Here is a 13,183-nt window from a genome sequence, read left to right on the forward strand (position 1 = left end):
CCTCCTCGGACTCCTTGCCGGAACGCTAGCACCCGGCTATGGTGAATATAGATTCAGTGAATTTATATTCAATGAGATGGGGGCGCGGGATGCGTGAGACCGAGGTGCTGATCGTCGGGGCGGGGCCCGCCGGGCTCGTCCTTGCCTGTGAGCTGGCGCGGCGCGGGGTGGGGGCGGTGCTCGTCGAGCGTGACGCGGTGCCGTTCGCGGGCGGGCGCGGCAAGGGGCTTCAGCCCCGGACCCTTGAGGTCTTCGAGGACATGGGCGTGCTGGACCGGGCGCTCGCGTTCGGAGGGGCGTACCCGCCGCTGCGGGCCGAGGTGGACGGCGAGGTCGTCTTCACCGGGCACATGAGCGAGCCGCGCGAGGCGACCCCCGACGTGCCCTACCCGAACGGGCTGATGCTGCCGCAGTGGCGGACCGGGCTGATCCTGCGGGAGCGGCTCAAGGAACTCGGCGGGGCGGTCACCTCGCCCGCCGAGTTCGTCGGCCTCGCGCAGGACGCCGAGGGGGTGACCGCCGTCGTCAATGTCGACGGAACCGAGCAGACGATCCGGGCCCGTTACCTCGTCGGGACGGACGGGGGAAGCAGCGCCGTCCGCCGCGCGCTAGGCGTCTCCTTCGTAGGCGAGACCCACGAGGAGGAGCGGTCGCTGATCGCCGACGTGCGCGCCGAAGGGCTCGACCGCGACCACTGGCACGTGTGGCCCAGGGGCGGTGACGCGTTCCCGATCGGCCTGTGCCCGCTCGCGGGGACCGACACGTTCCAGATGATGGTCCCCCTCGCGCCGGGCGCGCCGGTGCCCGAGATGTCCCTCGGGGTGTTCCAGGACGCCGTGGACGCCGCCGCCGGGCCCGGCCGGATCAGGCTGACCGGGCTCGTGTGGTCGTCGGTGTTCCGGCCGAACATCCGGATGGCCGAGCGGTTCGCCGTCGGGCGGGTGTTCCTCGCCGGGGACGCCGCGCACGTGCACTCCCCTGCGGGCGGGCAGGGGCTGAACACCGGCGTCCAGGACGCCTACAACCTCGGGTGGAAGCTCGCGGCGGTGCTGCGCGGGGCCGATCCGGGCCTGCTCGACTCCTACGAGGCCGAGCGGCAGCCGGTCGCCGCGCGCGTCCTGGGCCTGAGCACCGCACTGCACGCCAAGGCCCGCGAGGGCGGGGCCGACGCGCACCGCCGCGACGACCCCGAGCTCCAGCAGCTCGTCCTGGGCTACCCCGACGGCCCCCTCACGGTCGAGCGCCGCGAGGCGCCCGCCGCCGCCCACGCGGGCGATCGCGCCCCCGACGCCGTCGCGCCCGGCGGCAGGCTGTTCCCGCTCATCCACACCGGCTCCCCGGTGCTGCTCGCGTTCGGCCCGAACGCCAGGATGGTCGCCGAGAAGGTCGCACCGGAACTGACCGTCGCCCCCGACCCCGACGGCACCGCCCCCACCGCCTACGGCGTCGCACCGGGCGCGGACGCCCTCTTCGTGCTCCGCCCCGACGGCTACATCGGCCTCGCGACCGACACCCCCGACCCGGCCGAAACCGCCGCCTACCTGACCCTCCTCACCGCCCCCTGACCCCCACCCCAGCGCGCGCTACACCCGGCCCAGCGCACGCTAGACCCGCCCCAGCGCGCGCCTGGCCCGATCCGACACGCATCAGGCCCCGCCCACCGCGCGCTACACCCGCCCCAGCGCGCGCTAGACCCGACCCCGGCGCGCGCCACACCCTTCCCAGCGCGCGCTACGCCCGATCCGACACATCAGGTTCGACCCAGCGCACGTTAGACCCGGTCCGGTGCGCGCTAGACCCGACCCGACGCATCAGGCCCGACCCAGCGCGCGCCACCCCCGCCCAGCGCGCGTTAGGCCCGGTCCGGTGCGCGCTAGGTGCGATCTGGCGCATCAGGTTTGAGTCAGCGCGCTAGGTTCGACGCGTGTTGGGGGTGGGTCAGAAGGAGGTTCCGGCGAAGGGCTGGGCGGGGGTGGCGAACAGGGCGTCGGCGGCGGCCAGGGCGCCGGGGGTGTGTTCGGTGACGCGGCCCGCGCGGGCGTGTTGCCACCAGTGGGTGCCGCCCAGGTACAGCGCGCTGAGGGCCGCCACGTCGAGGGAAAGGGAGGCTGGTGCGTTTGTCCGTTCCGCACCTCGCGCGCTGACCAGGTACGTGCCCGTGTTGCCCGGCAGCAACTCGTCGGTGACGGCCACGGCCACCTCCTCCGTGCCCCGGTAGGTGCGGGCGTTCAGGGCGGCCTCCACGTCCACAAGGCGGAGCCAGATCTCGTCGCCGACGCCGACGGTCCGCAGCGCGCGTTCGTCGGTCAGGAGCAGGCCGAGGGGGTCGTCCACGGGAAGGTGCGGGAACACGATCCGGTCGACGAGGTCGACGCCCAGCAGGAACCGGACAAGCCCCGCATAAGCCTCCGAAGTCCCGGCGACGAGGTCGTCCACGATGATCGTGCGGTCGCGGCTCGTGAACCACGCGGCGGTGTCGACCGGGTGGTACCGGACGAACCCGTCCTCAGCCCCCGGCTCACCATGTACCGCCGCATAAGAGTCATAGGACCCGCCACCGTGCCTCAACTCCTGCAGCCGCCACCAGTACGACGGACGCGCGATCGCCCCCGTCCAGCCCGCGACGTCCGCATAGATCCCCGCGAGCAGCTTCGTGGACGCCCCCGCCTCCACGAGCCGCACCGACCCCCCGGAGGGCACGGTGGCGCGCAGCACAGCCCGCCGCCGCTCCAGCTCCCGATGCGCCGCCGCCCCCGCGACCCCGTACCCGAACCGCTCGTAGATGCCCGCCTCGGACGCCCGCAGGCTCGCGACGATCTCGCCGCGCGCCGCGACGTCCTCATGCTGCGCCCGCATCAGCTCGCGCACGACCCCGCGCCGCGTGTGCGTGGGCAGCACCCCCACGTGCGTGACGGCGGCGTGCGGCACCCGGGCCCCTCCGGGCACGGTAAGCCAGCTCGTGTAGGAATCCGTCGCGCCGACCACCTCTCCCCCGGCGAACGCGCCGAACGCGCGGCCCGGCTCGAACAGCCCGGACAGGTCGACCGAGCCGGGCAGCGGGGGCAGCCCGACCATCGCGGTGCGGAAGACCGCCGCGGCGGCGCGCGCGTCGCCCTCGTCGCGGATCGGGCGGACGTCGAAGCCCATGTCGTCTCCTTAAGGGTGTGAAGTGCCGGGTCTCAGGTGGCCCCTGATGGGTCCCGCAGCCGGGTGATGACGTCTACGACGAACGTGGAGACCACAAAGACAGCAGACGCAAGGATCGTCGTCCCGATCACCACCGGGAAGTCCCCGCCGACCGCCGCCTCGACGGCGAGGCGGCCGACCCCGTCAAGCCCGAAGATCTGCTCGGTGACGATCGCCCCGCCCATCAGCGCCGCGAGTTCAAGCCCGCCAAGCGTGATAACGGGGTTCAACGCCGCCCCCAACGCGTGGTCGAAGTGGACCCTCCGCTCCGAGACTCCCTTGGCCCGCGCGGTCCTGATGTAGTCCGCGCCGAGCACGTCGAGCATGTTCGCCCGCACGACGCGCTGGAACACGCCGATCTCGGCGATCGCGATGGTCAGCCAGGGCAGCAGCAGATGTCGCGCCCACTGGAAGGGGTCCTCGGCCAGCGGCACGTACCCGCCTCCGGGGAACCATCTGATCCCGTAGGTGGACAGTTTGAAGTACAGGAAGTACGCGAGCAGAATCCCGGTCAGGAAGGTGGGCACCGACAGGCCCGTGTAAGAGAAGACGGACAAGCCGTGGTCCACCCACGTGTCGCGTCTGCGCGCGGCGATCACCCCGAACAGCAGCGAAAGCGCCATCCAGATGACGACGGCGCCGAGCGCCAGCGACAGCGTCGCGGGGATCTTCTCGAGGATCAGCTCGGTGACCGGCCGTTGCTGCCGGAAGGAGTACCCGAGCGCGGGCGGCCAGTGGAACAGGCCCATCTCCGCGCCCTGGATGTCGGGTCCCCGGTACAGGTAGTGCCACAGCTGGAGGTACCAGGGCTCGTCGAGCCGCAGCGCGCGGGTGATGCCGTCGAGGGTGCGCTGGTCGGCGTTGCGCGGGGCGAGGACGGCGGCCGGGTCGCGGTAGGCGACGCGGGTCAGCCCGAACGCGATGACCAGCACGATCAGCAGTGTCGTGAGCGCCCGTGACGCCTGGCGCAGAAGGTAGGTGATCATGGCTATCCGGGGTCGAGGACGTTGCGGACGCCCGAGCTGATCGTGTTGAAGCCGAGCACCGTGACGAACATGGCGATGCCGGGACCGAGCAGGAACCAGGGCTGCACCTGGTACAGGGAGCTGCGCTGCGCCTCGGCGATCATGCTGCCCCAGCTCGCGGTGGGCGCCTGCACGCCGACGCCGAGGAACGAAAGCGTCGCCTCGAGCATGATGTTCACCGGCAGTTGCACCGCCCAGTAGACGACGACCACGGGCAGCACGTTCGGCAGGATCTCCCTGACGACCACACGCCGCCTGCTCGCGCCGAGCGAAAGCGCCGCCTCCACGAACGGCCGCTCACGCAGCACCACAACCAGGTTGCGTACGAGCCGCGCGAACGCCGTCCACGCGAACAGCGAGATGACGATGATCACGAGCACGACCGGGTTCAGCAGCGGCCGTCCGTCGCCGCCCTTGTTCAGCGCGACGAGGCTGAGCGCGGTCACCACGAACGGGAACGACAGCGCGACGTCCGTGCCGAGCGACAGCAGCCGGTCGGTACGCCCGGGAAAGAACCCCGCGACGAGTCCGACGGCCGTCCCGATCAGCAGCGCGAGTGTGGTCGCCGGGATGCCGACGAGCAGCGAGATCCGCGCCCCGTACAGGGTCCGGACGAGCACGTCGCGCCCGTTGCCGTCCGCGCCGAACCAGAAGTCGCCGTTCGGCCCGGTCGGGAGCCCGGTCTCGGTCAGCGCCTCGGCGCGGAACTGCTGGTTCGGCCCGTGCCCGGTGAGCGCGGCGGCGACCGGCGCGAGCAGCGCGGCGAGCACGACCGCGCCGACCAGGACGAGCCCGATCCGCGCCGACGGTTCGCGCAGGATGTCCCGCAGCACCGGGAACCGCCCGGGCCGGGTGAGCGGGCTAGACATGGTTCACCCTTCCCGGGATGGAGTCGAGGAGTTCACGGGTGTACGGGTCGCGCGGGTGACGGAACACCCGCTGGACGGGCCCTTCCTCCACGACGCGCCCCTCGCTGAGCACCACGACGCGTTCGCACAGGTCGGACACCACCCCGAGGTCGTGCGAGATGAACAGGAACGAGGTGCCGAGCTCGTCGCGCAGCCTGCGCAGCAGCGCCACGATCTGGGCCTGGGTGGTGATGTCGAGCGCGGACACCGGCTCGTCGGCGACCACGAGGGACGGCCGCAGCGCGAGCGCCCGGGCGATCGCGACGCGCTGCCGCTGCCCGCCCGACAGCTGCGACGGAAGCCTGTCGAGCACGGAAGCGGGCAGCTCCACCCGCCGCACCAGCTCGGCGACCTCGGCCCTGATCTCCTCGGCCGAAAGGCGCGTGTTCACCAGGAACGGCTCGGCCAGCGTCGCGCCGATCCGCCGCCTGGGGTTGAGGCTGCCGTACGGGTCCTGGAAGACGATCTGGACCGCCTTGCGCGTCTCCGGGTCGATCCTCGGCCCGCCGCGTCCCGGCTCGTTGTAGACCTGCTCACGCAGCGCCACATGCCCCTCGGTGGGCCGGACGAGCCCCGCGACGATCCGCCCGATGGTCGACTTGCCCGAGCCCGACTCCCCCACGAGCCCGACGATCTCGCGCTCCCCGACGGTGAACGTGACCCCGTCGAGCGCGGTGACGGTGTCCTTGCGGCCACGTCGCCGGTACCGCATCCGCAGCCCCGAGCCCGTCAACAGAGGCTCGGGGGCGTGAGCAGGCCCGGCGTCCGCGGCGAGGGCGAGCCCGTGCCGTGCCGCGCCCAGCAGCTCCCGCGTGTACGGGTGGGCGGGCGCGGCGTACAGCTCGGCGGCGGGCGCGGCCTCCACGACCGCGCCCTCCCGCATGACGACGACGTCGTCGGCGATGTCGGACACCACGGCGAGGTCGTGGCTGACGAAGATGAGCGCGGTGCCGTGCGTCTCCTGGAGCCGCCGCAGCAGCCGCAGGATCGACGCCTGCACCGTCACGTCGAGGGCCGTGGTGGGCTCGTCGGCGATGATCAGGCCGGGGTTGTGCGCGATGGCCATGGCGATCATCGCGCGCTGCCGCATCCCGCCGGAGAAGTGGCCGGGATGGTCGTCCACGCGGCGGGCGGCGTCCCGGATGCCGACCTCGCCGAGCAGGTCGAGCACCCGGCTGCGCAGCGCGGCCCTGCCGACGCGCTCGTGCGCGGTGATCGCCTCGCCGATCTGCGCGCCGATCGTCTTCAGCGGGTGCAGGTTGCTGAGCGGGTCCTGGAACACGAACCCGATGTGCCTGCCCCGGACCGCGCGCAGGCGGCGCGCGTCGAGGCCGACGAGGTCGGTGCCGCGGTGCAGGGCGCTGCCCCGCACCGCGGCGCGCTCGGGCAGCAGCCCGGTCGCGGCCAGCAGCGAGACGCTCTTGCCGGAGCCCGATTCGCCGACGACGGCGAGCGTCTTGCCGGGCTCGACCGCGAAGGACACGTCGCGCACGGCGGTGAACTCGCGGTCGCGGTCCCGGAAGGCGACGCTGAGGTTCCGCACGGAGAACAGGGGCACGGTGGTCGTCTCGCTTTGCGGCATCGTTACTCCGCCGCGCTCACGGCGAGGTTGGTGATGTCGGCGTTGACCGCGAGGGACGCCCAGGTCCAGTTGCGGACCCGCTCGGAGGTGATGGCGACCTTGCGCTTCTCGAACAGCGGAATCCACGGCAGGTCGGCCGAGACGATCTTGTCGGCCTTGGCCCAGATCGGGCCGGGGTCGTCGGAGGGGAACGCCTCGGCGGCGAGCTTGTTGAGCTCCTTGTTGTCGTAGCAGATCGCGTAGACGTTGCCCTTGCCGCAGGGCGCGGCGTCGGAGTTCAGCCAGCCGCCGAGCAGCATGCGGGTGCTCGGGCCCTGCCAGTCGGGCGCGAACATGCCGCTGACGGTGATGTCCCAGCGGCTCTTGGGGTCCTGGAGGTAGGGGTGGAACTGGGCGGCGGGCACGGGGATGAGGTTCAGCTCGATCCCTGCCTTGGCCAGGTCCTCCTTGAGCGTGACGGCGATCGTCTCGAACTGCGCGGTCACCCGGTAGACGGCGTCGAGCTTGATGCCGTCGGGGTATCCGGCCTCGGTGAGCAGCTGCTTGGCCTTGGCCGGGTCGCCCGCGCTGTCCTTGGTCGGGTACGGGTCATAAGCCTCGTGGCCGAGGATCGTGGAGGTGATGATCTGGCCGTTCGGCTTGGCCGCGATCTTGCCGCCCTGCGCCTGCACGAGGTTCGCCTTGTTCACCGCGTACGCGAGGGCCTGGCGCACCTTCAGGTCGCGCAGCGCCTTGGCCCCGTCGGACGTGACGTGCTTCTGCGCGTTGATGGTGATGAAGTTGGCCGCGCCGCTGTCGGACGAGTGCAGGTTGTCGGGGTCCTGCGTCTGGTAGCGCTGGATCGTGGCCAGCGGCGGGGTGTCCAGGTAGAGCGAAAGGTCGGCGTCGCCGGATTGGATCTTCTGGACGACGGCGTCCTCGGTGTTGGTCGTGAAGTCGATCTCGATCCGGTCGACGTACGCCTTGCGGGCCGGGTCGCCCGCGTGGTCGTAGCCCTTGACCTTGGTCAGGACGAGCTCACGGCCCGGCTCGTAGGACGCGATCTCGTACGGGCCGCTTGACGGGTAGTTCTTGCGGAACTCGAGGGAGTCGCCGACGTACTTGGACGCGACCTCCTCGGGCAGCGGCGAGACGAAGTTCATCGACAGGATCGCCAGGAAGTCGTAGTTCTTGCTGTCGGACTTCAGGACGAGGGTCTTGTCGTCGGGCGCGGAGACGCCGGCGATCTCGTGGGAGTCGATGTACTCCTTGGACTTGGCGAGGTCGCCGGTCGGGACCTTGGCGAACCCGTCGCAGTACTCGGTGAAGCCGGAGAACGCGAGGTGGAAGTAGTTGATCGCGGCGACCGGCTTGTTCGGGTCGCAGAACCGCTTGATGCCGTAGACGAAGTCCTTGGCGACGATCTCGCGGGTGGCCGAGCCGGAGAACTTGATGCCGTCGCGCAGGTGGAACGTGTAGGTCTTGCCGTCGGCGCTGACGTCCCAGGACTCGGCGAGGTCGCCGACGAGCTCGGTGTCGTCGCGGATGTCGGTCTTGCTGCCCGGGTAGGTGACGAGCTGGCGGGTGACCGCCCGCATGACCTCCCACGAGTCGATGCTGTAGCCGGTGAGCGGGTCGAGCGCGTCGATGTCGGACTGCAGCGACGCGATCCGCAGCGTGCCGCCCGGCTTGGGCGCGTCGTCGGCCTTGCCGTCGGACACCGGCGCATTGCCGGAGCATGCCGCCAGCAGGGCGGCGAGGGCCGCCGCGCCTGCGGAGAGGAACAGACCTCTCACCCTTCGCGGTCGTCGTGTTGCGTGTTTCATCAGGGGGTCCTCTTTTGGGCTTCTCCGGCCGTGGCCGGTGGGGATGCGGGGGTTAACGAAGGGGTTCGGGGGCGGCGAAGACGGGACGGGCGTCGGCGAGCAGCGGCTCGGGCGCGGGCAGCGCGAGCCTTGCCCGGAGGGTGTCTTCGGCGGAGGTGCGGACGGTGCCGCGCGCAAGGAGCGCGGGGACTACCTCGGTGAGGGTCTGGAGGGCGGCTTGGAAGGGCGTGGCGGGGCGCAGGAGGATGCCGTCCACGCGGGGGTGGGCGGCTGCGGCCTCGGCGCGGGTGAGGGTCGCCGTGACGTCGCCGTCGTGGTCGATCCTGACGAACAGCAGGGGCCGGCGCGCGGTGTGCCCGTCGAGCGCGGTGACGGCCTCGGCGATCGCGTCCGCGTCTCCCAGGACGACAAGGTCGGCCCCCTCGGCCGCCGTGACCGCCTCGGTGGAGTCGGCGTACCAGGCGAGCACCGGTGCGCCCTGGACCGTCGACGGGACGGTCAGCGGGCCCGTGACGTCGAAGACGCCCCTGTGGTCGGCGAACACGATCCGCTCGCCGCGCGCGTAGATCCCGGTGGCCCGGTCGGCGACGATCGACTCGCGCGGCCACGTCTGCCACAGCCGCGCGACGGCCTGGGCGGCGTCGCGGGTCGTCGCCGTGCCGAGCGGGACGCCGGGGGTGAGCCCGGCGCTGCCCCAGCCGTCACGGCCCGGCGCGTAGGCGTCGCGGAGGCCGAGGAGCACCCCCGACCTGCCCTGCGACAGATGGTCGAGGGAGGCGACCCGGCGTGCCACGTTGTACGGGTGGTCGTGGTGCGGCGCGGTCGCGGCGAGCAGCGCGAGACGCGGGGCGCGGGCGGCCAGGAGGGCGGCGGCGATCGTGGGTTCGAGCGCCAGGTCCTCGGGGGGCGAGCCGTCGATCCGCTCGATGCCCGCGACGGCGAACGCCGCGCCGGAGCCGTCAAGGTTCGCCGTCGCGTCCTTGTCGGCGGTGAAGGCGGTCAGGTGGCTTCCGGTGAGGCCGACGGCCAGGAGCTTGCTCATCGGGTGTCCCCTTCGAGGTGGCCGCGCAGGGTGTCTGCGGTGTACTCGTGCCGGAAAAGTCCGCGTTTGCGGAGCAGTGGGACGACCTCGTCCACGATCACCTCGAGGCCGTCGGCGAGGACGTCGGGCTGGAGGTTGAAGCCGTCGACCGCGCCGGAGCGGTACCAGTCCTCGATGTGGTCGGCGAGCTGCTCGGGCGTGCCGACGAAACCGCTGTGGCCCGACCCGGTGTAGCGGGTCTCGCGCAGGTACTCGCGGACCGTTGGACCGGTCCTACGGATGCGCTCGTGGATCGACTGCCGGAACCCGATGCTGCCGCCCGGATGGGCCGGGTCAACGATCAGGTCGAGGACCTCCTCGGGGAACTTCGCGTCAAGATCCAGCTTGGAGACGTCGTAGCCGATCGCCTGGGACAGCCACTGCGTCGAGTACGACGCCGGGCCGAGGTCGTGCAGCTCGTCGCTGCGCCGCCGCGCCTCGGCCTCGGTGCTGCCCAGGCTGAGCAGCAGGCCGGGCAGAATCTTCACCGACTCCGGCGCGCGGCCCGCCGCGACGGCGTGCCGCTTGACCTCGCCGTAGTGCGCGATCGCGCCCTCCTTGGTGAGCTCGGCGGCGAACACCGCGTCGGCCCTGCGCCCGGCGAGCGCCCTGCCCTGATCGGAGCCGCCCGCCTGCACCAGCACCGGACGGCCCTGCCGCGACGGCGGCACCCGCAGGCGTCCGGCGAGCTCGAAGAACTCGCCGTTATGCCGCACGTCTACGCCGGTCTCAGCCGACTCCCACAGGGCGATGACGAGCTCGACGAACTCGGCGGCCCGCTCGTACCTGCGCTCCCGGTCGGGGATGTCGGGCAGGCCGAAGTTCCACGCGGCGGGCGCTGCCCTTGTCGTCACGATGTTCCAGCCCGCGCGGCCGCCCGACACGTGGTCGAGCGACAGCAGCCGCTGGGCCAGGTCGAACGGGTCGTTCAGGGTGGTCGATGCGGTCGCGATCAGCCCGATCCGCTCGGTCGCGGCGACCACGTGCGCCCAGTTGACGGTCGGCTCGAGCCGTCCTGCGTTGGCGTCGTAGGACGGGTCGCCGAGGGCGGGGGCGTCGGCGAGGAAGAGGGCGTCGAGCGCGCCGCGCTCGGCGGTGCGGCCGATGCCCTTCCAGTACTCGGGGTCGAGGAAGGCGAAGTCGTCAAGACGGTCGGACTGCCAGGCGGCGGGCAGGTAGCCGAGCACGAGGACGTTGACGCCGAGGATCACGTGGCCCGCCTCGGCCGTGCGCGCGCTACTCACTCTGGCCCGCGCCGAACTTGTAAACGAGCGCGGGGTTCGCGTCGTTGACGTGGAAGTCGCCCAGCAGCCGCTCCTTGTAGACGCGCGGGTTGTGCGAGGCGAGCGTGCGGGCGTTGCGCCAGTGCCGGTCGAGGAGCAGGTCCTCCGAGACGCCGGAGGAGCCGAGCGCGTCGAACACGAGGGTCGTGGCCTCGAGGGCCGCGGAGATGATGACCAGTTGCGCCTGGTTCGTGGCGACGTTGCCCGCGAGCAGGGCGCGTCCGACGGCGTCGGGGTCGCCCGCGCGGTGGGCGTCGGCGATGTCGTCGAGGGTGGCGGCGGACGCGGCGAGCGCGGCCTCCGCGCCGAACGCCAGCGCGGACAGCTTCCCGATCACCTGGAGGAGCTGCGGGTCCTGGGCTGCGGTCTCGGCGAGCGCGTGGCCGTAGTTGCGTTTGCGCGCCTTGAGCGCGGCGACGCCGTCGCGGAGGGTCGCCTGGGTGATTCCGGCGAGGATCGCCAGGAGGGACGTCTGGTAGAAGAGGCCCTGGTAGGCGAAGCGTTCGGTGGCGGGGAACACGTTCTCGGGCTCGACGCGTGCGGCGTCGTAGGTGGCGCTGCCGCTCGCGGTGGTCTTCTGGCCGAAGCCGCGCCAGTCGTCGGTGAGGACGACGCCCGGCTGGTCGCGGCGGACCAGCGCGGTCGTCGGGGCCCCTTCGGGGTTGACGGCCAGGACGTCGAGCCAGTCGGCGTACAGGCTGCCGGTCGCGTAGTACTTCGCACCGCTCACCAGCCAGTGGTCCTCGTGCGGGGTGAGCTTGGTCTTGATGTCGGCGTAGGTGCCGTTGTTGGCCTCGGTCCAGCCGCCGCCGACGAACTCGCCGTCCTTGAAGCGCTCAAGCCACCGGTCGGTCGCCGCCGAGCGCGGCGCGTTCAGCCTGTCCTCGACGAACGCGAGGTGGTTGCGCCACACGTGCGCGACGTTCGGGTCGGCCGCGCCGAGGTCGCGCAGCAGCAGGAACGTCTGGCGCAGCGACGCGCCGTGGCCGCCGAACTCACGCGGGACGCGCACCGTGCTGAACCCGGCGTCGACGAGCCAGCGGACCTGCTCGAAGGGGAAGACGCGCCCTTTCTCGCGCTCCAGGTTGCCGTCGGCCACCTTGTCGAAGACCGGGCGGAAGACCCGTCGGAGCTCCGCGAGGTCCGCGGTCGCGGACCTGAGGGAAGAAGCGGCACCAGACATGCGAAAAGACCTTTCCTTGCCAACCCTGTTCGCCCCCGGAGGCCGGGGGCGTTGACCGCGTGATCGCGGGGGGAGCCCTCCCGGAACCTGCCTCGGGACGGCGAAGGACGCCGGCGTGCGCCCACCGGCGGCTAAGTCCTAATTTCCTACATGTTAAGTAGTAAATGCAACCGTGTCTCGCCATTCGAGACAGATGGGCTTGAACAGCAGACAACGCCGCAACATCGGACTAACACGGCACCAGGCACGTCAGGCACGTGCGGGTACACTCCGGACAGGTCAGTCCTGGTATCTGCGCCAGCGGCCCGGGGTCCACATCGGGACGATCAGGGCGAATCCGGCGAGGGCGAAAAAACCCGAGGCGAGCAGGCCCTGAAGTGCGGTGTCGAGGGAGCCGCCCGGCGGGATGCGCGTCACCAGCGCCGCGGCCTTGACGGGCTCGACCAGATACCAGCCGCTCCAGTACAGGTAGGCGACGGCCGGGAACAGCGAAACGAACGGCGACGCCCACCGCGCCATCATCACGATCCCGACGATCAGGCCGACCGCCCCCATCGTCGCGAAGGCCCCGTAGAACTGGGTGGTGTCGGCGATCGTCAGGTCGAGGTGGTTCACCGACGCGCTCGCGCGCTCATACCCCCAGGCCATGCCGTAGGCGAGGACCGGGACAAGGACGATCCCCAGCAGGAATCCGAGCGCGTGCCGCACCGTTCGACCACCGTCCGTTCCGGGGCGCGTTGATCGCGCCCCGGAGGACATTGTTAACAGGTCGATCACCCAGCTATCCAGACTTTCCGGAGAATCCGGACGGTCCCGGCGTCAGCGGTTGATCAGCCGCTCGGACTCCTGTTCGGCCCACTGGTCGAGGTCGTCGTCCCAATCCGTCCGGTCGTCGTCTTCCTCCGCGTTGTTCGCCACGAGCACCGCCACGGGCGGGAAGACACAGGCGATCAACGCCAGGACCACGGCGAGCGGCCCGGAGAAGAGCGCGACGATCCACGCGAGCACGAACAGGGCCACACACGCGCCCATCAGGATGAGATACCGCCTCTTACGTGCCTCCATGCCTTCACGGTACGCCGCGCAGCCCTTGCCGCACCCCACGTGAACCCCAAACCGGGGCATAGCGG

The 13,183-nt window shown here is 71.4% G+C and carries 11 protein-coding genes; 1 reads left to right on the forward strand and 10 read right to left on the reverse strand.

The features are described from left to right. The first annotated feature begins 89 nt into the window (after window positions 1-89). Window positions 90-1,565 carry an FAD-dependent monooxygenase gene (locus R9X44_RS11885; protein WP_319814122.1) on the forward strand — a complete coding sequence of 492 codons (1,476 nt, stop codon included), beginning with the start codon at window positions 90-92 and terminating at the stop codon, window positions 1,563-1,565. A 373-nt stretch (window positions 1,566-1,938) separates the two neighbouring features. Here the strand turns inward: R9X44_RS11885 and R9X44_RS11890 are convergent, their stop codons facing one another. The 10 genes from R9X44_RS11890 to R9X44_RS11935 form a co-directional block, all read right to left on the reverse strand. Next, window positions 1,939-3,147: a GNAT family N-acetyltransferase gene (locus tag R9X44_RS11890; RefSeq protein WP_319814123.1), complete on the reverse strand. Its 1,209-nt coding sequence runs from the start codon at window positions 3,145-3,147 to the stop codon at window positions 1,939-1,941. Between the two features lie 32 nt (window positions 3,148-3,179). After that, window positions 3,180-4,172: an ABC transporter permease gene (locus R9X44_RS11895; protein WP_319814124.1), complete on the reverse strand. Its 993-nt coding sequence runs from the start codon at window positions 4,170-4,172 to the stop codon at window positions 3,180-3,182. A 2-nt stretch (window positions 4,173-4,174) separates the two neighbouring features. After that, window positions 4,175-5,080: an ABC transporter permease gene (locus tag R9X44_RS11900; protein WP_319814125.1), complete on the reverse strand. Its 906-nt coding sequence runs from the start codon at window positions 5,078-5,080 to the stop codon at window positions 4,175-4,177. Then, window positions 5,073-6,701 carry an ABC transporter ATP-binding protein gene (locus R9X44_RS11905; RefSeq protein ID WP_319814126.1) on the reverse strand — a complete coding sequence of 543 codons (1,629 nt, stop codon included), beginning with the start codon at window positions 6,699-6,701 and terminating at the stop codon, window positions 5,073-5,075. The genes R9X44_RS11900 and R9X44_RS11905 overlap by 8 nt, the downstream gene beginning before the upstream one ends. 2 nt (window positions 6,702-6,703) lie before the next feature. Continuing rightward, complete coding sequence (locus tag R9X44_RS11910) at window positions 6,704-8,476, reverse strand: ABC transporter substrate-binding protein (RefSeq protein WP_319814127.1); 1,773 nt, start codon at window positions 8,474-8,476, stop codon at window positions 6,704-6,706. An 82-nt stretch (window positions 8,477-8,558) separates the two neighbouring features. After that, window positions 8,559-9,548 carry an LLM class flavin-dependent oxidoreductase gene (locus R9X44_RS11915; RefSeq protein ID WP_319814128.1) on the reverse strand — a complete coding sequence of 330 codons (990 nt, stop codon included), beginning with the start codon at window positions 9,546-9,548 and terminating at the stop codon, window positions 8,559-8,561. Continuing rightward, a complete protein-coding gene (locus R9X44_RS11920; RefSeq protein WP_319814129.1) occupies window positions 9,545-10,831 on the reverse strand; it encodes an NtaA/DmoA family FMN-dependent monooxygenase in 1,287 nt (428 codons plus the stop codon). The genes R9X44_RS11915 and R9X44_RS11920 overlap by 4 nt, the downstream gene beginning before the upstream one ends. Next, complete coding sequence (locus tag R9X44_RS11925) at window positions 10,824-12,053, reverse strand: acyl-CoA dehydrogenase family protein (RefSeq protein ID WP_319814130.1); 1,230 nt, start codon at window positions 12,051-12,053, stop codon at window positions 10,824-10,826. The genes R9X44_RS11920 and R9X44_RS11925 overlap by 8 nt, the downstream gene beginning before the upstream one ends. 279 nt (window positions 12,054-12,332) lie before the next feature. Continuing rightward, complete coding sequence (locus R9X44_RS11930) at window positions 12,333-12,761, reverse strand: hypothetical protein (protein ID WP_319814131.1); 429 nt, start codon at window positions 12,759-12,761, stop codon at window positions 12,333-12,335. Window positions 12,762-12,872: 111 nt separating this feature from the next. After that, window positions 12,873-13,178, reverse strand: a complete 306-nt coding sequence (locus R9X44_RS11935; RefSeq protein WP_413774933.1) for a DUF3099 domain-containing protein — start codon at window positions 13,176-13,178, stop codon at window positions 12,873-12,875. Between the last annotated feature and the right edge of the window lie 5 nt (window positions 13,179-13,183).

Origin of the sequence: Actinocorallia sp. A-T 12471 (assembly GCF_033875155.1) — a bacterium.
Classification (GTDB): Bacteria; Actinomycetota; Actinomycetes; order Streptosporangiales; family Streptosporangiaceae; genus Actinocorallia.